Consider the following 17,402-nt stretch of genomic DNA (forward strand, 5'->3'; position numbering starts at 1 on the left):
TTATGAAACGCTATCGGTTAGTGCTACGTTCGGCGGCATGAAGAAAATGAGCTTCGCCGAGTTCGGCGGTCCGGACGTGCTGCAGTTGGTCGACGTCGAGGAGCCCCACGCGGGGCCTGGTCGGATACGCATCGCCGTGCGGGCGGCGGGCGTGAATCCCGTCGACTGGCGGGTCAGGGAAGGGCAGGTACTGGGGGCCCATCCGATCGAGTTGCCCTCCGGGGTCGGGCTGGACGCCGCCGGAGTGGTGGACGAGGTCGGCGAGGGGGTCACCGGGGTCGAGGTCGGGGACCGGGTGTTCGGGGAGGGCGCCGACACCTACGCCGAGTTCGCCGTGCTCTCGGCCTGGGCGCGGATGCCGGAGGGGCTGACCTTCGAGGAGGCCGCCGGGTACCCCTCCGTGGTGGAGACCGCGCTGCGCATCATTCGGGAGGTCGGTGTGCGGCCCGGGCAGACGTTGCTGGTCAGCGGGGCTTCGGGGGGAGTCGGGTCGGCGGTGCTGCAGATCGCCCGCGAGCGCGGCGTCACGGTGATCGGTACGGCCGGTGCCGCCAACCAGGAGTACCTGCGCGACCTCGGCGCCGTCGCCACGACGTACGGGGAGGGCTGGGTCGAGCGGGTGCGGCGGCTCGGCGATGTCGACGCCGCTCTCGATCTGGCCGGTTCGGGTGTGCTCCGCGAGTTGGTCGAGCTGACCGGGAGTCCGGAGCGGGTCGTCAGCATCGCCGATCTCGGGGCGCCCGAGTTCGGCGTCCGGTTCTCCGGTGTGGCCGGAAGCGTGCCGGCGGCGCTCGCCGAGGCCGTCGACCTGATCTCACGCGGGAAGCTCCACATCCCGGTCGAGAAGTCGTACTCACTCGCCGAGGCCGCCGCCGCGCACGTCGACAGTCAGGCCGGACACACGCGCGGGCGCCGGGTCCTCGTCGTCTGAGCCTGTCCGGAGTGCGGTGTCCGGTCTCGCGGCCCGGGCCCCCTGCCTCCTGCCTCCTGTCTCCTGTCTCCTGCCTCGCTGAACGCACTTCGCCACCGAGGGCCGGCCCCCGGTGGCGAGATGGATGCGGAACGCGGCGTCAGTCGTCGCCGAGCTTCGAGCCCAGGGTGACCTCGGCGGTGTGCTGCTTGCCGCCGCGCTCGTAGGTGACGGTGACCTCGTCGCCGGGCTTGTGGGTCCAGATCTCGCCGATCAGGGTCGGACCGCTGTCGATCACCCGGTCGTCGAGCTTGGTGATGATGTCACCGGGCTTGAGGCCCGCGTCGTCGGCGGGGCCGCCCTTCTCGACCGGGTCGGAGCCGCCCACGCCCTGCTCGGTGAGCTTGGCGCCGTTCGTCGTCTCCTCCAGGGAGACGGAGGCACCGATCTTCGCGTACACCGGCTTGCCGCTCTTGATCAGCTGCTGGGCGACGAACTTCGCCTGGTTGACCGGGATCGCGAAGCCCAGGCCGATGGAGCCGGCCTGACCGGTGCCGAAGCCGCCGTTGCCCGTCGACTGGATCGCGGAGTTGATGCCGATGACGTTGCCCTGCGCGTCCAGCAGCGGGCCACCGGAGTTGCCCGGGTTGATCGACGCGTCGGTCTGCAGGGCGCTCATGTACGACGCCTTGCTGTCGGCGCTGCCGTCGCTGGAGGCCACGGGGCGGTTCTTGGCGCTGATGATGCCGGTGGTCACGGTGTTGGACAGGCCGAAGGGGGCGCCGATGGCGATCGTCGAGTCGCCGACGGCGACCTTGTCGGAGTCGCCGAGGGGGAGGGGGTTCAGGTCCGAGGGGGCGTTCTCGAGCTTGATGACCGCGACGTCGTAGCCCTGGGCGTGGCCGACCACCTCGGCGTCGTACTTCTTGCCGTTGGGGAAGGTCGCGCTGAGCTTGCCGCCGTCGACCGCCTCCGCCACCACGTGGTTGTTGGTGAGGATGTGGCCTTCCTTGTCGAAGACGAACCCGGTGCCGGTGCCGCCCTCGCCGTTGCTTCCCTCGGCCTGGATGGTGACCGTGCTGGGCAGCGCCTTGGCGGCCACGCCGGCCACGGTGCCCGCGTCGCGCTTGACGGAGCCGCCGGTGTCGGAGGCGGAGACCGTCGTGGAGCCGCTGTCGTCGTTGTTCTTGGCCAGGGTGTAGCCGAGGCCGCCGCCCAGGCCGCCCGCGACCAGCGCGGCGATCAGGACACCGGCGAGCACACCGCCACGGCCGCGACCCGGCTTCGGTGCGGGCTGCTGGTACGAGGAGCCCCAGCCGCCCGCACCCCAGCCGCCAGCACCGCCGCCGGCCCCTTCACCGGGGCCTTCGCCGAAGCCCTGGCCGAAGCCATTTCCGTTGCCGTTGCCGTTGCTGCTGCCGTCGCCGAAGCCGTTGTCTCCGCCCGCGCCGTACGTCGGGGTCTGCGCCGGGCCGCCGGGCGTCTGCGCGGGGGTTCCCGGCGGCTGGGGCGGGGGCCACGAGGCGTCGGGAGCAGTGGAGCCGTGGGACGCCGGGTCCGGGGCCTGGGCGGGGGGAGTCGCCGGGGTCTCGGGGGTGGCGGCCGGAGGCTGATGCGGGGGGTGCGGCGCGGGGGGCTGGGCGGAGGCAGCGGGAGCATCCACCGGCACGGGAGGTGCGGACGGGGCCGGGGGTACCGCGGTGCCCTCGTTCTCGGTGCTCACAGCTTCTCTCCTCGTTCCACGGCTGTTTGTCGCTCACCCTGGTCGCGCTCAGCCACGCTCACGCGCTGCTCCACGGTCCGGCGCGATGCGGATGTGCTGGTGATTTTGTATGCCATCAGCTTTTCCCACGGGCCGTCAGAGCACCATAAGCGGTAGCTGTGGGTCCCCGACCGTCCTTTACATAGGTCATCCAAGACTAAACGGACACGTGGCCGTTTCCGCCGATGGCACGTCTACCCGCCCGCGGTGGCACCATGACGCGGTGACCCACGCACGACAGCACCGGATTCAGGTCGTCGCCCACCGCGGTGCCTCCGAGGACGCGCCCGAGCACACGCTGGCCGCCTACCGGAAGGCGATCGAGGACGGGGCGGACGCCCTCGAGTGCGATGTGCGCCTGACCGCCGACGGCCACCTCGTCTGCGTCCACGACTGGCGCGTCAACCGTACGTCCAACGGCCGCGGCGCGGTGTCCGCACTGGAGCTCGCCGATCTCGCCGCACTGGACTTCGGCGCCCGCCGGACCCGGGATTTCTGGCGCACGCGCGACGAGCAGCCCGACTGGGAGCACCGGCCCGAGGACCGGGAGGAGACCTCCGTCCTGACCCTGGAGCGGCTGCTGCAACTGGTCGCCGACGCGGGGCGGCGCGTGGAGCTGGCCGTCGAGACCAAGCACCCCACCCGCTGGGCGGGGCAGGTGGAGGAGCGGCTGCTACTGCTCCTGAAGCGGTTCGGACTCGACGCACCGGACTCGGCCGAGGACTCCCCGGTGCGGGTGATGAGCTTCTCGGCGCGGTCGCTGCACCGGGTGCGGGCCGCCTCGCCGACGCTGCCGACGGTCTATCTGATGCAGTTCGTCTCGCCCCGGCTGCGCGACGGGCGACTGCCCGCGGGTGTCCGGATCGCGGGCCCCTCGATGCGGATCGTGCGCAATCACCCCGCCTACATCGAGCGCCTTAAGCGGGCCGGCCACCAGGTGCACGTGTGGACGGTGAACGAGACCGCCGACGTGGATCTCTGCTCCGACCTGGGCGTGGACGCCATCATCACCAATCGGCCGCGCGCGGTCCTGGACCACCTGGGCCGCTGATTCGTCCACGGCTCTTGACCCGGCGGCCCGGCTGCCCCATTCTCCGGTCTCGGCCACACCGACCAGATCCAGCCAGGTGACTACAGGGAGTGCTCCGGCGCGTTCGGTACGTGTTCGACCGTGTCGAATGCGTCACCGTGCGGGGTTCGGCCGGTTTCCGGCTCAGGGCGATGGGGCATCCACACCGTGGCGTGGGGCGAAGGAGGTCTCGGGGGTGGCGTTGGTGGTGGCACAGGAAGTGCCCACGTCGTCGAGCATGGCCGTGCCCCATGGCCCTGCGGGCGTGGGGGAAGCGAGACACCGCATGCGTGATCAGTTGCGCAGAGGTGGCGTGGCGGAATCGGTCATCGACGACGCCGTACTGGTCCTTTCCGAATTGCTGAGCAATGCGTGCAAGCACGGCCGCCCGCTGGGCGACGCCCTGGCCGGGGACGGCGACGTCCGGGCCGCGTGGCAGGTGGACGCGGACGGCCGGCTCCTCGTGGAGGTCACGGACGGCGGCGGACCGACCCGCCCGGCTCCGGCGACCCCCTCGGTCACCGCGCACGGCGGCCGGGGGCTGAACATCATCACGGCGCTCGCCGACGACTGGGGCGTACGGGACGACGCCCGCGGGGAGGTCACGGTCTGGGTCGTCGTCCACGACGACGTGCACGACCCCGACGCCGGGCACCGGCGCGACGACTTCGCCGCCCGGATCTCGGCACCGGCGGTGTCGGAGATCCCCGGCCTGGACTTCGCCGACGCCTTCGACGACCTGGGATGACCGGGCCTCCCTACGACCAGGCCCGCCGCCTGACGACCAGGCCGAGCCGCCTCCCGACGACCGACGGGCCCACCCACCGTTCGACGACCAGTGGGCCCACCCGCCGTTCGACGACCGAAGGCAACCCGCCATACGACGACCAAGGGTGACCGGCCGCCCAAGGGCCTGAGCGAACCGCAGTTCAATGGCCCGGGCCGACCCGTCGTACGGCGACTTGGGCTGACCCCACCTCTCGACGACCGGGGCCCACCGCCTCTCGTCGACCGGGCCCACCCCCCTCTCCAGGGCCGGAGCCGACCGGTCATGCGACGACCGGGGGTCACCGACCTCCGCACAGCTTGAGCGGATGGCCGCTCGACGGCCGGGGGTCACCGGTCTCCCCACAGCTTGAGCGGACCGCCGCTCGACGGCCAGGGGTCACCGGTCTCCCGACGGCCTGAGCGGACACGCCGTTCAACGGCCGAAGCCGACCCGCCATACGACGACCAGGGGCTGACCGGCCTCCCGACGGCCTGAGCCGATCCACCGTGCGGCGACCAGCCCCCCCCCGCCTCTTCACGGCCCAGGCCGACGCGCCCCTCGGCGGACGGATCCGACCCGGCATCCGACGGGGCCCGGGCCATCCCGTTCGACGGTCCGGGCCGATCCCTTCGACGCCCCGGGCCGACCCGGCGGCCCGGGTTCCGTGCCGGGCGGGGCGAGTTGTCCACAGGCGGCCCGTCGTCCACAGGGTCCCGTCGGCCGCTGTGGGAACGGCTAGGCTCGCGCCCGTACGAGTAGAGCCGTAACCGGGAGACACCCACGATGGCCAAGAAGCGACCCCAGACCAAGGCCAAGCGGCCCCAGCTCGACGATGCCGAGGTCCCGGTCGTCGGTGCCCGCGAGCCCTGCCCCTGCGGCAGCGGCCGCCGGTACAAGGCCTGTCACGGCCGGACCGCCGCGCAGGCCACGACCGCGCTGGTGCAGCGCCCGTTCGAAGGGCTGGCCGGTGAGTGCGACTGGGTGGCGCTGCGGGAGCTGGTGCCGGCGGCCACGGTCGGGCTGACTCTGCGGGACGGGCTGCCCGAGGGCGTCCCCTCCGTCACGCTGGCCACGGTGCTGCCGATGGCCTGGCCGGCCCTGCGCCGCGACGACGGCTCGGTCCTCCTCGGCCTGCAGAACGACACGGCGTCCGGCGACATCAGCCGCGACCTCGCCGACACCCTCGCGCGGGCGCTGACCGCCGACCCGGGCACCCCGGTGCAGGGCCGCCGCGCGCCGGCCGACGGTCCGCGGCTGCAGGACCTGCTCGCGCCCGGGGCTGCCTTCGAGCCCGAGGTGCACTCGGGCTTCGAGTTCTGGGTGCCGGACCCGGAGAACGCCACTCCGGACGTCACCGCCTCCCTGGAGCGGGCCAACGCCGCGGCCATCCCGACCGTCCGGCTGCAAGGGGTCGACGCCGCCTACTGGTGCGAGACCCCGGACAAGAACCACCTGCGCTGGGTCATGCCGCACGAGGAGGAGCGGCTTCTGGACGCTCTGGCGCGGCTGCACGCCGCGGGCCGGTCGTCCCTCGGTGAGGGCACCCGCCTCGTCGGCTCCTTCCGCGCCCACGGTCTTACGGTGCCGGTGTGGGACCTGCCGAGCGAGGTCACCGCGCAGGACATCGAGAAGCCGGCCGCGGAGTTCGCCGAGCGGCTCGCCGAGGCGCTGGCCACGGATACTCCGCTCACGCACGACGAGCGCCGGGCGCGCGGCGGCCTGACCAACCGACAGGTCACTCTCAGCTGACGCACAGCCGCACCGGCCGCCCCCGGCTGACCGACCGGTCAGCCGGAGCGGCGGCCCGTGGACGGGTGACTGCGGTCACAACTCCCGGTAGAGACAAGCCAGTCGGTGACCGGAAAACAGGAGATCGAATTTGCTAACCGCCGATCTCTTGTTACCGTTTCAGTAGCCCGGTTGCTGGTGCATCCCCCGTCGCCAGCAACCGGGTCTTTCCATGGCTCGTTCGCACACGCACCGCAGCCGCCGGTCAACTCCCCGTTTCCGCAGGGTGGTTGCTGTCCTCGGCCGCACCGCTCCCGGCGCGCAGCAACAGCGGCCCGTACCCGGCCCGGCGCGCGAACTCCGCGACCGCGGAGTACCCCGCCAACCCGCCGCGGCGCGCGCCGCCGGTGTCCTCCGGCGGCGTCTCGCAGGTGCCCGGCGCGTCCTCGGCACTCACCGCACAGCGCATCCGCACGCTGCGTCCGTCGGGCCCCAGGAGGCTCAGTACGGTCTCGAGCGGGCCGCCGGTGGCGTTGCGGTAGTAGGTCCGCGCCCAGGTCTCCGCACCCCGGGCCAGGACACAGGTCTGCGCCTCGACACCCGCGGGGGAGGTGAGTTCGGGGCCGCAGCGCGCGGCCAGCGCGGGGCCGGGCGGCAGCGGCGCACGGCTGGGTACGGCCCCCTCCGCGGCCGGGACCGCGGACGCCTTGCCGTCACCGCCCCGGGCGAGGAGCGGGACCGTCACCCGGGGCTCCCCGTCCGTGTCGTCGCCCGGAGGCCCCGCGGACGCCACCGCGAACGGCAGTACGACCGCACACACCACGACCCCCACGAGCCCGTACAGACGGATCCGCCGTCGGTCCGGCCTGCCGCGGCGTGTCCCGGCGCGGTGCGGTCGGACGGCGCGGTGCTCCCCTGCATGAAGCGGCATGGGGCGGACGATAACGACCCGGGGCGGGCGCGGACCCGGCGCGCGCCGGACACCCCTACAACTCGGGCGCGCTCACACCCGTACGAGTGAGGGCGTCGACCACCGCATCCACCACGGCCTCCACGTCGGGCACCCAGGGCGAGGCGGAGCCGGGCAGCGGCGCACGCTCCCAGCGGACGGTGCCGGTGCCGGTCTCGGACGGGGGCAGCGCGAGGTAGCCGCCCTCGCCGTGGAAGCGCAGGGAGCCGGGGACGAAGTCCTTGGCGTAGAGCAGCTCCCCCAGCTGCTCCATGGAGTACGGCCTGACCAGCAGCGACCAGCGCGTGGGCGAGGCGACGACCGGGCCGAGCCGCAGCCCGGCGCGGTCGAGCGCGGCGAGGGCGTGGGCGGCCGGCAGGGCGGGCAGGGAGACGGCACACGGGGCGCTGCCCCCGGTGGCCAGGACGATCGGCGCGGTCGGCCGGTTGGCCCACCACCAGCGCACCATGCGCGCGTCGGTGGTCGCCGCGAGGAGACCGGGGTCGAAGGGGTGCGCGCCCGGCACCGTGCACTCGGGGTCGGGGCAGCCGCAGCGCGACCGCGACCGCGGGTCCGCCGCCGCGCCCGGGAGTACGGGCCACTGCCATTGTGTCGCGTAGGTCAGGGCCGCGCCGATCAGCTCAGGCTGCCCGTCGTCGTGCCGGGACAGGAGCCTGCGTCGCCTTCCGAGGATCTCGCGCATGAGCGCTCGTTCCTTTCCGTTGCACGCCTGGCAACACCGTGGTCACTTCACACCATGTGTCGATCACTTCGCTGTGCGTTGCTGGTGGCGCATCACACCCCTGCCGAGGGGCGTTCCCACGAGGAACACCTCCGCCAAGGGCAAGGGAAACCCCTGTGGGTCGAGCACGTCGAGCACTGACTTCGTCCGTGACGGTACCGGCCACTGCGTCTGGCATGAGCAGAGGCGTGGCGCGGGGGTGGCGAAGTCTGGCGTTTTGCCGTCGCGCGTATTTCTCTTCGCCTCCGCCACGGGAGGATGGGGCACGGTCGTCGGTGGATAGGACGCCCGGGTCCGTCGCCGGGTTCCAGGTGGCCCCCAACCACCCCCGGTCTTCTCCGAGTACGTACCCATCACGACCGCTGTGACGCTCCGTGAAGCACCCCCAGTCGACCGCAACAAGGCGTCCCCTGGGGCAGTTTCAAGCCAATTTCGCTTTTCCGCAAGGGGTCGAGAAGGAGGCCGCTCACACCCCATGGACACCAGGAATCCCGGCAGGACAATGCTGGACATCCCCTTACGAGTGCGTGTACATGTGGAGACACTGCTGGCGGCGCAGAATGACATGGGGGTTTGCGATGCTTTTGAGCAGTAAGCGCCGGTCGGGAGGCCGGACGCCATGAACGCCCCGCACCCTGCGAAAGTGGCCGGAATCGATTCAACGGTTCCGTCCCCCGCACACACTGTCGCGCCCGCCGCCGCGGACACCTCCCCGGCGGCCGACTCCCCTACGTCGGACGCCGCAGCCGTCACGGACGCCTCGGGCGCCCCTTGTGCCCCCGGCGCCCTGCTCCAGGACCGGCTCGCCGGCTGGGTCTCGGACCTCACGACCCTGCACGAACTGACCGAACGCCTGGTCCGTACGGGCACCCTCGCCGACGGCCTCCAGGAAGTGCTGCGCGCCGGAGCCGCCCTGGTCGGCGCCCGGCGCGGCCTCGTCGCACTGGAACCGGCCGACGGCCTCGGCCCCGACACCACCGTCGGCCTCGGGCTCGCCCGCGCCGATCTCGGCCACATCGAGACCGTGCCCCGAAGTGCCCTGCCCCACGGGCGGATTCTGGACGGACCGCCGGTCGACGAGGACGGCGTCGCCGAACCGGACCTGCTCGCCGAGAAGACCCTCGACCCCCGCCACCGCGAGGTCGCCGCCCGCCTCGGCTACGCCGCCAGCTACGCGCTCCCTCTCTCCGCCGAGGGCACCGCGCGCCTCGGCGCCGCCGTCTGGCTCTACGACGAGCCCGCCGAACCGGGCGAACGGCAGCGTCACCTCGCCGGCCTGTACGTCCGGTACGCCACCCCGCACCTGGCACGCCTCCTGGAGGTCGAGCGCACCCGTACGTCCATGGCGACGATGGCCGAGGAGTTGCTGCCCTCCCGGCTGCCCCGGGTGCCCGGCGTGCAGCTCGCCGCCCGGCACCGCACCGGTCCGCTCGGCGGGGGCGACTGGTACGACGCGCTGCCGCTGCCGGACGCGGCGCTCGGCCTCTCCGTCGGGTCCGTCACCGGGTCGGGGCCCAGCGCGGTCGCGGCGATGGGGCGGCTGCGCGCCTCGCTGCGGGCGTACGCCGTGATGGAGGGCGAGGACCCGGTCGCCGTGCTGTCCGACCTGGAGCTGCTGCTGCGGCTGACCGAGCCCGCCCGCTCGGCCACCGCGCTGTTCGGCTACTGCGAGCCCGCGCTGCACCGGATCACCCTGGCCGGCGCCGGGCACAGCCCGCCGCTGCTGATCGGTCAGCGGCGCACCGAGTTCGTCGAGACCTCCCTCTCCGCGCCGCTCGGCATGCTCGCCTGCTGGGAGGCGCCCAGCGTGGAGCTCCAGGCCGAACCCGGAGAGACGGTTCTCCTCTACACCGACGGGCTGCTGCACCGCACCGGCGACCCGGCCGACCGGGCCTTCGCCCGGCTGCACGCCGCGGCGGCCGGCGTCCCCCGGGCCGCCCGGCAGGACCCGGACACGGTCGTCGAGCACGTGCTGCGCACGGTGCTGCCCGACGGGAAGGCGGAGGCGGACTCCGAGGAGGACGTCGTCCTGCTGGCCGTCCGGTTCGAATAGCGGACACCTACGCCCCGCCCGCCTCGCATAACGGACGGTGACGCACGGGGCGTAACGGGGCGTAACAGGCCCTTCGGCCCTGGGCCCCCTTCCGTACGACCGTACGATGGGGGTGGTCCAGTGCCGTATCGAGGAGGATGACCGTGGCGGAGGAGCTCACACCGGAGAATCCGGAGATCCCGGAGACCCCGGAGGAGACCGAGGAGCCCATCAAGCAGCGCAAGAACGGCCTGTACCCGGGCGTGTCCGACGAGCTGGCCGAGAACATGAAGTCCGGCTGGGCCGACACGGAGCTGCACGACCTGGAGCCGATCCCCCAGGCCGCCGAGACCGCCGCCCGCCGCGCCGCCCTGTCCGCCCGCTTCCCCGGCGAGCGCCTGGTGATCCCCGCGGGCAACCTGAAGACCCGCTCCAACGACACGGAGTACGCTTTCCGCGCCTCGGTCGAGTACGCGTACCTGACCGGCAACCAGACGGAGGACGGCGTACTCGTCCTGGAGCCCGCGGGCGACGGCCACACCGCGACGATCTACCTGCTGCCGCGCTCGGACCGGGAGAACGGCGAGTTCTGGCTGGACGGGCAGGGCGAGCTGTGGGTCGGCCGGCGCCACTCCCTGACCGAGGCCGGAGAGCTGTACGGCATCCCCGCCTCCGACGTCCGGGAGCTGGCCGGCAGCCTGCGCGAGGCCACCGGCCCCGTGCGCGTCGTGCGCGGCTTCGACGCCGGGATCGAGGCGGCCCTGGCCGACAAGGTCACCGCCGAGCGCGACGACGAACTGCGCGTCTTCCTGTCCGAGGCCCGCCTGGTCAAGGACGACTTCGAGATCGGTGAGCTGCAGAAGGCCGTCGACTCGACCGTGCGCGGCTTCGAGGACGTCGTGAAGGTCCTCGACAGGGCCGAGGCGACCAGCGAGCGCTACATCGAGGGCACCTTCTTCCTCCGCGCGCGCGTGGAGGGCAACGACGTCGGCTACGGCTCCATCTGCGCCGCGGGCCCGCACGCCTGCACCCTGCACTGGGTCCGCAACGACGGCCCGGTCCGCTCCGGCGACCTGCTGCTGCTCGACGCGGGCGTGGAGACGCACACGTACTACACCGCCGACGTGACGCGCACGCTGCCCATCAGCGGCACGTACAGCGAGCTGCAGAAGAAGATCTACGACGCCGTGTACGACGCCCAGGAGGCCGGCATCGCGGCGGTGCAGCCCGGCGCCAAGTACCGCGACTTCCACGACGCGTCCCAGCGCGTGCTGGCCGAGCGGCTCGTCGAGTGGGGCCTGGTCGAGGGCCCCGTCGAGCGCGTCCTCGAGCTGGGTCTGCAGCGCCGCTGGACGCTGCACGGCACCGGCCACATGCTCGGCATGGACGTCCACGACTGCGCCGCCGCGCGCGTCGAGTCGTACGTCGACGGCACGCTGGAGCCCGGCATGGTGCTCACCGTCGAGCCGGGCCTGTACTTCCAGGCCGACGACCTGACCGTGCCCGAGGAGTACCGGGGCGTCGGCGTGCGCATCGAGGACGACATCCTCGTCACCGCCGACGGCAACCGGAACCTGTCCGCCGGGCTGCCGCGCCGGTCGGACGAGGTCGAGGAGTGGATGGCCGCGCTGAAGGGCTGACCCGCACCTGCCGTACGACGGCCGGGCACCACGCGGGTGCCCGGCCGTCGGCGTGTCCGGACCCTGCCGTCACACCGCCACCAGCGGGGCGTTCTCGCGCCACTTGAGGACCTTGTCGAAGCTCACGACGGCACCGGCCCGCCCCGGCGCACTGCCGATGTGGACGTGGTCGGCGAGCTCCCGGATGAGACACAGGCCGCGACCGCTCTCCGCCTCCGGGGACGCCGGGCGACTCACGCCGTGCGGCCCGCCCGGGGCGTGGGCGGGAAAACCGGGGCCCGTGTCGGCGACCTCGATCCGGCACCGCTCGCCGTCCAGGTAGGCCGTGACGCGGTACGCCTCGCCGGGACCGCCGGACCCGTCGTCCCCGCCGTGCTCGACGGCGTTCGCGCAGGCCTCGCTCAGGGCGACGGAGAGGTCGAAGGAGATGTCCGGGTCCACGCCCGCGGTCTCCATGGTGCCGATCAGCAGGCGGCGGGCCAGGGGCACGCTCGCAGCCTCGCGCCGCAAATGGAGTGACCACCAGATGCTCATGCTCCAGCCTCCCGGCCGCGGCTCGACATACCGATACGTATTGCCCCTCACGGCGTGGCGTAAGCACGCCGCACCCGTGACACCGCTCATCTGGCGGATGCGTCGCCGCCGCCGATCGGTGTATGCGGGGCGGCCCGGAACAGAATGTGACCTTCCGCGCCTGTCCCCACGTTCCGGTCGTACGGCACCTTGTGGACCTGCCGTACGGCGTGCGGGTCGTGAGTGCGATGATGAGCCCGCCATGACTGCCCCCCACCCGCCAACGGCGCGCTCCGGGAACGATCTCCGGATCCTGCGGGCCGCGGTGTTCGCCGCGGTCTGCGTCGTGCTGGCCGCGGCGGGGCACACCCTGGCCTCCTGCGCCACCGTTCCGCCGTGGTCGCTGGGCGCGGGATTCCTCGGGGTGGTCCTGGTCGCCGTGCCGCTCGCCGGCCGCCGGCGCTCGCTGCCCGGCATCGCAGTGCTGCTCACCGTCGGACAGACCGCACTGCACGCCTTGTTCGGTCTCGGCCAGCACGGCACCGCCGCGGCCACGGCCGCCGGGACCGGTGGCGGGGCGGGCGCGCTGTCCGACGCCTCCCTGGTCCAGCAGGCCGCACGGCTGGTCTGCGGGACCACCGCGGCGGCGATCAGCCCGACCCAGGCCCAGCGGATCCTCACCGACGCGCGGATCAGCCCGGACGTCCACGCGGGCGTGGCGCACAGTCCGGCCGACGCGCTGTCCGCCGGTGCCTCCGCCTCGCTGCTGCCGTCGCTGCCGATGCTGCTCGGCCACGTCCTCGCGGCCGTGGCCGCCGGCTGGCTGCTGCGGCGCGGGGACCTGGCCGTCGCCCGGCTCGTCGAACTGTCGGCGCACTCGGCCCAGTCCATGGCCGAAGCGGCCTTCGTCCGCGCCCTGCGCGCGGCGCTCTCCCTGGTGCGCGCCCTGCACGCCGGGCTGGCCGGCGCCCCCGGTACGGGTCCGCGTCCGCCGCGGCCCACCCTGTGGGTGCCGCCCCGGCCCCGGGCCACCGCGCTCCAGCACACCGTCATCAGGCGCGGCCCGCCGGGTGACGCGTTCGCCCTCGCCGCCTGACACGACGCGACCGCCGTCCCGCTTCGGGAGGGGCCGCCGTCGTGCGGCACGCGCGCGTGCGCGCATTCCTCCTGTCACCCGGCACCGGCCCAGCACCGGTGTCCCCACGAAGCGGAGCACTCCGTCCATGAAGGCTTCCCGTATCGCCGCCGCCGGCGCCGTGTCCGGCATCGCCGTCCTCGCCCTGTCCGCCCCCGCCTTCGCGCACGTCAGCGTGCAGCCGGAGGGCGCGGCCGCCAAGGGCGGTTACGCGGTCGTCGACTTCAAGGTCCCCAACGAACGCGACAACGCCTCCACCACCAAGCTGGAGGTCAACTTCCCCACCGACCACCCGCTGGCGTCCGTGATGCCGCAGCCGGTCCCCGGCTGGAAGGCCGAGGTCACCAAGTCCAAGCTCGACAAGCCGCTGGAGTCGCACGGCAAGCAGCTCACCGAGGTCGTCACCAAGGTGACCTGGACCGCCGACGGCAAGGGTGTCGAGCCGGGCTACTTCCAGAAGTTCCCGGTCTCCATCGGCGCGCTGCCCGAGGACGCCGACCAGCTGGTCTTCAAGGCGATCCAGACGTACTCCAACAAGGAGGTCGTGCGCTGGATCGAGGTGCCGCAGGAGGGCCAGGACGAGCCCGACACCCCGGCGCCCGTGCTCAAGCTGTCCGCCGCCGAGGACGACGCCCACGGCGCGTCCGGCTCCTCGGACGCGAAGGCCGAGGACACCGGGGCGGACGCGCAGAACACCGCCGCCGACGCCTCGTCGTCGGACTCCGGCTCGGGCGACGGCAGTGACACCACCGCCCGGGTCCTCGGCATCGTCGGCATCGTCGTCGGCGCGGCGGGCGTCGGCTACGGCGTGCTGGCGGGCCGCCGGCGCGACTCCGGCGCGGCGGCGTAACAGCGCCGTGCCGGTGCGTCGGCGTGACCTCGCCGGCGCATCCTCTCGTCCGGTGCGCGCCGGACACCGTCCGCCGGTCCTCCGACGGACCCCGGCGCGCACCGGTGCACCTCACATCTGGGACATTTTTCTATGCGCAAGAAGACGTTCGCCACGGCCGCCCTGCTCGCCGCCGCCTGCCTGACGCTGTCCGCCTGCGGCAGCGGCGCCGACAGCGACAAGCCTGTGACCGTGGTCTCCGAGGACAACAGCCAGCAGGCAGCCACCGTCCTCGACAAGCCCTTCGAGAAGCCCGACCTGGTCCTCACCGACACCCAGGGAAAGAAGTACGACCTCCGCGAGCAGACCGCCGGCCAGCCCACCCTGATCTACTTCGGCTACACCCACTGCCCCGACGTCTGCCCGCTGACCATGAACAACATCGCCGTGGCCAAGAAGCAGCTGCCCCAGGCGGAGCAGGACAAGCTCCGCGTCGTGTTCGTCAGCACCGACCCGGAGCGGGACACCCCGGCCGCGCTCGGCAAGTGGCTCAAGGGCATCGACCCGCAGATCGTCGGACTCACCGGCGAATTCGACACCATCCAGGCCGGCGCCCGCACGCTCGGCATCTCGATCGACCCGCCGACCAAGGACAAGGACGGCAAGATCGTCTCGACCCACGGCACCCAGGTCGTCGCCTTCTCCCCGAAGTCCGACGCGGGCTACGTCCTGTACGGCGAGGACGCCACGGTCGACGACTACACCAAGGACCTCCCCAAGCTCATCAAGGGGGAGAACCCGTGAGGCGACGCCCCGCCCTCGCCGCCGTCGCGGTGATCGGCGCCCTCACGCTCGCGGGCTGCGGCGGCTCGGGCTCCGACTCCGCGGCCTCCGGTGCCGAACTCTCGGTCGACGCCGCCTACATACCGCAGCCGGTCTCCGACTCGATGGCGGCCGGATTCCTCACGATCACCAACGAGGGCGACTCGGCCGACGAACTGACCTCCGTCACCAGCGAGGCCGGCGAGATCACCGTGCACGAGACCGTCGACGGGACCATGAAGGAGGTCGACCGCCTCGAAGTCCCCGCGCACGGTCAACTCGTGTTCAAGAGCGGCGGAAACCACCTGATGTTCGAGAAGCTGAAGCAACAGCCGAAGCAGGGCCAGTCCGTCGCCGTCGAACTGCACTTCGCCCACTCCGACCCCGTCACGGTCAAGCTGCCCGTGAAGGCGGCCACCTACCAGCCCACCACCGGACACTCCGGGCACTCCGAAGACTCCGGACACTGAGGGAGGGACCACCTTGACGCAGACCATCGCCCCGCGCCTCCGGACCCTGGTGCTGCTGCTCCTGGCCGCGGCCTGCGCACTGCTGGCCGGCGCCGGACCGGCCTCCGCGCACGCCGCGCTGACCGGCAGCGACCCCCGGGAGGGGGCGGTGGTCGACAGGGCTCCGGCCCAGGTGTCGCTCACCTTCTCCGAGTCGGTCTCCATGGACGACGACTCACTGCGCGTCCTCGACCCCAAGGGCAAGCGCGTCGACGACGGCAGGCCGTCCGGCACGGGCGGCACCACGTACTCCGTGAAACTGCACGCCGGGCTGCCCGACGGCACGTACACCGTGACCTACCAGGTCGTCTCCGCCGACAGCCACCCGGTCGCCGGCGCCTACACCTTCTCCGTCGGCGCCCCCTCCGAGACCTCGGTCACCGTCTCCGGGCAGTCGGCCGGCGGCGGCTTCGTCGGCGGGTTGTACGGCGTCGGACGGTACGTGTCGTACACCGGGTTCGCCGTCCTGGTGGGCGGCGCCGCCTTCGTCCTGGCCTGCTGGCCGCGCGGCTCCGGGGTGCGCGTCCTGCAACGGGTCGTGGTCTCCGGGTGGCTCGCGCTGACCGCCGCCACCCTCCTGCTCCTCCTGCTGCGCGGCTCGTACACCGGTTCCGGGAAGTTCGCCGACGTCTTCGACCTCAACCTGCTCGGCGAGGTCCTCCAGACCAAGGCCGGCGCCGCGCTGGTCTCCCGGCTGCTGCTGCTCGCGGCGGCCGCGCTGTTCATCGCCGTGCTCTTCGGCGCGTACGACAAACGGGAGGACGAGGAGAAGCGGGACCTCACCTTCGGGCTCGCGGTCGGCGGCAGCGTCGTGGCGGCGGGCCTCGCGGCGACCTGGGCGATGTCCGAGCACGCCTCCGTCGGCCTCCAGGCCGGACTCGCCATGCCGGTCGACGTGGTCCACCTGATCGCCGTCGCCACCTGGCTCGGCGGGCTCACCGCGCTGCTCGTCGCCCTGTACCGCGCTCCGGCGGACACACCGGTGCCCGCCCTCGCCGTACGCCGGTTCTCGCGCATCGCCTTCGGCAGCGTGATCGCGCTGGTGGTGACCGGCACCTACCAGTCCTGGCGGCAGCTGGGCTCCTGGACGGCCTTCACCGACACCCGGTACGGGCAGCTGCTCCTGGTGAAGATCGGGCTCGTCGCCGTACTCGTCGGTGTCGCCTACTTCTCGCGGCGGTGGACGGCACAGCTGGCGGAGGCGATACCCGCCGTCGCCGGGGCTTCGGCTGCACGGCGCGCGGAGAAGCGGGCCGCGAAGGCGTCCACGAAGGCGTCCGGAACCGCGTCCGCGAAGGCGGGCACGGGCACGAAGACGTCCGGGAACGCGAAGGTCGCCGAGAAGGCGTCCAGCACCGCGAAGGGCTCCGGCACCGCGAAGAGCTCCAGCACCGCGAAGGGCTCCGGCGGCTCCCAGCGCGCCGCACAGCTCGCCCGGCAGCGCGCGGCCGTGGACGCGGCCCGCCAGAAGCGGCAACGGGACGCCGATCCGAACCGCTTCGGACTGCGCCGCTCCGTGCTCGCCGAGGCGGGCATCGCGGTCGTCCTGCTGGTGGTGACCACCGTCCTGACCCAGACCGAGCCGGGCCGCACCGAGGAGGAGGCCAAGGCCGCCGGCGGGTCCTCCGCGGCCGCCTCCGCCCCCTCCACCGGGGCGGTGACGCTGGACATGCCCTTCGACACCGGCAGCCAGAACGGCAAGGGAGTCGTACGGGTGGAACTCGACCCCGCCCGGGTCGGCGCCAACGACCTGCACCTCTACGTCGAGCGCCCGGACGGGACCGCCTTCGACATTCCCGAGGTGAAGGTGGCCCTCACCCAGAAGGCCAAGGACATCGGGCCGCTGCCCGTCGCCCCCGACCACATCACCACCGGCCACTGGTCGGCGAGCGGAGTGCAGATCCCGATGGCCGGAGACTGGGAAGTCGCCGTCACCGTGCGGACCTCCGACATCGACCAGGTCACCATCTCCAAGAACACGCAGATCGGCTGA

Annotated in this window: 15 protein-coding genes; 11 read left to right on the plus strand and 4 right to left on the minus strand. The window is 72.8% G+C overall.

Annotated elements, in window-relative coordinates; translation table 11 throughout:
• Positions 1 to 37 precede the first annotated feature (37 nt).
• Positions 38 to 931: an NADP-dependent oxidoreductase gene (locus ACZ7MF_RS26505; RefSeq protein WP_471480318.1), complete on the plus strand. Its 894-nt coding sequence runs from the start codon at positions 38 to 40 to the stop codon at positions 929 to 931.
• A 139-nt stretch (positions 932 to 1,070) separates the two neighbouring features.
• On the opposite strand, the gene ACZ7MF_RS26510 is transcribed toward ACZ7MF_RS26505, so the two are convergent.
• Complete coding sequence (locus ACZ7MF_RS26510; protein ID WP_471480320.1) at positions 1,071 to 2,633, minus strand: S1C family serine protease; 1,563 nt, start codon at positions 2,631 to 2,633, stop codon at positions 1,071 to 1,073.
• A 262-nt stretch (positions 2,634 to 2,895) separates the two neighbouring features.
• On the opposite strand from ACZ7MF_RS26510, the gene ACZ7MF_RS26515 reads away from it, so the two are divergent.
• From ACZ7MF_RS26515 to ACZ7MF_RS26525, 3 genes are all read left to right on the plus strand, one after another.
• Complete coding sequence (locus ACZ7MF_RS26515) at positions 2,896 to 3,723, plus strand: glycerophosphodiester phosphodiesterase family protein (RefSeq protein WP_356866708.1); 828 nt, start codon at positions 2,896 to 2,898, stop codon at positions 3,721 to 3,723.
• Positions 3,724 to 3,850: 127 nt separating this feature from the next.
• The gene (locus tag ACZ7MF_RS26520) at positions 3,851 to 4,489 is read left to right on the plus strand and encodes an ATP-binding protein (protein ID WP_361016378.1); all 639 of its coding nucleotides are present in this window, start codon (positions 3,851 to 3,853) and stop codon (positions 4,487 to 4,489) included.
• An 804-nt stretch (positions 4,490 to 5,293) separates the two neighbouring features.
• On the plus strand, positions 5,294 to 6,259 hold the full coding sequence (locus ACZ7MF_RS26525) for a DUF5926 family protein (protein WP_471480322.1): 966 nt from the start codon (positions 5,294 to 5,296) through the stop codon (positions 6,257 to 6,259).
• Positions 6,260 to 6,503: 244 nt separating this feature from the next.
• Here the strand turns inward: ACZ7MF_RS26525 and ACZ7MF_RS26530 are convergent, their stop codons facing one another.
• Together ACZ7MF_RS26530 and ACZ7MF_RS26535 are read right to left on the minus strand one after the other, a co-directional pair.
• Positions 6,504 to 7,169 carry a hypothetical protein gene (locus tag ACZ7MF_RS26530; RefSeq protein ID WP_471480324.1) on the minus strand — a complete coding sequence of 222 codons (666 nt, stop codon included), beginning with the start codon at positions 7,167 to 7,169 and terminating at the stop codon, positions 6,504 to 6,506.
• A gap of 55 nt (positions 7,170 to 7,224) precedes the next feature.
• Positions 7,225 to 7,890: a bifunctional DNA primase/polymerase gene (locus tag ACZ7MF_RS26535; protein ID WP_471480326.1), complete on the minus strand. Its 666-nt coding sequence runs from the start codon at positions 7,888 to 7,890 to the stop codon at positions 7,225 to 7,227.
• A 658-nt stretch (positions 7,891 to 8,548) separates the two neighbouring features.
• On the opposite strand from ACZ7MF_RS26535, the gene ACZ7MF_RS26540 reads away from it, so the two are divergent.
• Positions 8,549 to 9,982, plus strand: a complete 1,434-nt coding sequence (locus ACZ7MF_RS26540; RefSeq protein WP_471480328.1) for a PP2C family protein-serine/threonine phosphatase — start codon at positions 8,549 to 8,551, stop codon at positions 9,980 to 9,982.
• Between the two features lie 143 nt (positions 9,983 to 10,125).
• Entirely contained in the window at positions 10,126 to 11,601 is a 1,476-nt protein-coding gene (locus tag ACZ7MF_RS26545; protein WP_471480330.1) for an aminopeptidase P family protein, read from the plus strand.
• Positions 11,602 to 11,670: 69 nt separating this feature from the next.
• Here ACZ7MF_RS26545 and ACZ7MF_RS26550 read toward each other — a convergent pair whose 3' ends face one another.
• On the minus strand, positions 11,671 to 12,135 hold the full coding sequence (locus ACZ7MF_RS26550; RefSeq protein WP_471480332.1) for an ATP-binding protein: 465 nt from the start codon (positions 12,133 to 12,135) through the stop codon (positions 11,671 to 11,673).
• Between the two features lie 241 nt (positions 12,136 to 12,376).
• On the opposite strand from ACZ7MF_RS26550, the gene ACZ7MF_RS26555 reads away from it, so the two are divergent.
• The 5 genes from ACZ7MF_RS26555 (at position 12,377) to ACZ7MF_RS26575 (ending at position 17,402) form a co-directional block, all read left to right on the plus strand.
• Positions 12,377 to 13,210, plus strand: coding sequence for a hypothetical protein (locus tag ACZ7MF_RS26555; RefSeq protein WP_471480334.1), 834 nt, complete (start codon positions 12,377 to 12,379; stop codon positions 13,208 to 13,210).
• Positions 13,211 to 13,337: 127 nt separating this feature from the next.
• Positions 13,338 to 14,099 carry a YcnI family copper-binding membrane protein gene (locus tag ACZ7MF_RS26560; protein WP_471480335.1) on the plus strand — a complete coding sequence of 254 codons (762 nt, stop codon included), beginning with the start codon at positions 13,338 to 13,340 and terminating at the stop codon, positions 14,097 to 14,099.
• A gap of 132 nt (positions 14,100 to 14,231) precedes the next feature.
• Positions 14,232 to 14,882 (plus strand): SCO family protein, encoded by a 651-nt coding sequence (locus ACZ7MF_RS26565; protein ID WP_471480337.1) that lies wholly within the window; start codon positions 14,232 to 14,234, stop codon positions 14,880 to 14,882.
• Positions 14,879 to 15,370, plus strand: a complete 492-nt coding sequence (locus tag ACZ7MF_RS26570; protein ID WP_471480339.1) for a copper chaperone PCu(A)C — start codon at positions 14,879 to 14,881, stop codon at positions 15,368 to 15,370. The genes ACZ7MF_RS26565 and ACZ7MF_RS26570 overlap by 4 nt, the downstream gene beginning before the upstream one ends.
• A 13-nt stretch (positions 15,371 to 15,383) precedes the next feature.
• A complete protein-coding gene (locus tag ACZ7MF_RS26575) occupies positions 15,384 to 17,402 on the plus strand; it encodes a copper resistance CopC/CopD family protein (protein ID WP_471480341.1) in 2,019 nt (672 codons plus the stop codon).

It is taken from the genome of Streptomyces sp. NPDC111628 (assembly GCF_055635195.1).

Coding starts and splice junctions, on each gene's coding strand:
- ACZ7MF_RS26505 (WP_471480318.1), top strand. CDS start 38: ATGAAGAAAATGAGCTTCGCCGAGTTCGGCGGTCCGGACGTGCTGCAG.
- ACZ7MF_RS26520 (WP_361016378.1), top strand. CDS start 3,851: ATGCGTCACCGTGCGGGGTTCGGCCGGTTTCCGGCTCAGGGCGATGGG.
- ACZ7MF_RS26525 (WP_471480322.1), top strand. CDS start 5,294: ATGGCCAAGAAGCGACCCCAGACCAAGGCCAAGCGGCCCCAGCTCGAC.
- ACZ7MF_RS26530 (WP_471480324.1), bottom strand. CDS start 7,169: ATGCCGCTTCATGCAGGGGAGCACCGCGCCGTCCGACCGCACCGCGCC.
- ACZ7MF_RS26535 (WP_471480326.1), bottom strand. CDS start 7,890: ATGCGCGAGATCCTCGGAAGGCGACGCAGGCTCCTGTCCCGGCACGAC.
- ACZ7MF_RS26540 (WP_471480328.1), top strand. CDS start 8,549: ATGAACGCCCCGCACCCTGCGAAAGTGGCCGGAATCGATTCAACGGTT.
- ACZ7MF_RS26550 (WP_471480332.1), bottom strand. CDS start 12,135: ATGAGCATCTGGTGGTCACTCCATTTGCGGCGCGAGGCTGCGAGCGTG.
- ACZ7MF_RS26555 (WP_471480334.1), top strand. CDS start 12,377: ATGACTGCCCCCCACCCGCCAACGGCGCGCTCCGGGAACGATCTCCGG.
- ACZ7MF_RS26560 (WP_471480335.1), top strand. CDS start 13,338: ATGAAGGCTTCCCGTATCGCCGCCGCCGGCGCCGTGTCCGGCATCGCC.
- ACZ7MF_RS26565 (WP_471480337.1), top strand. CDS start 14,232: ATGCGCAAGAAGACGTTCGCCACGGCCGCCCTGCTCGCCGCCGCCTGC.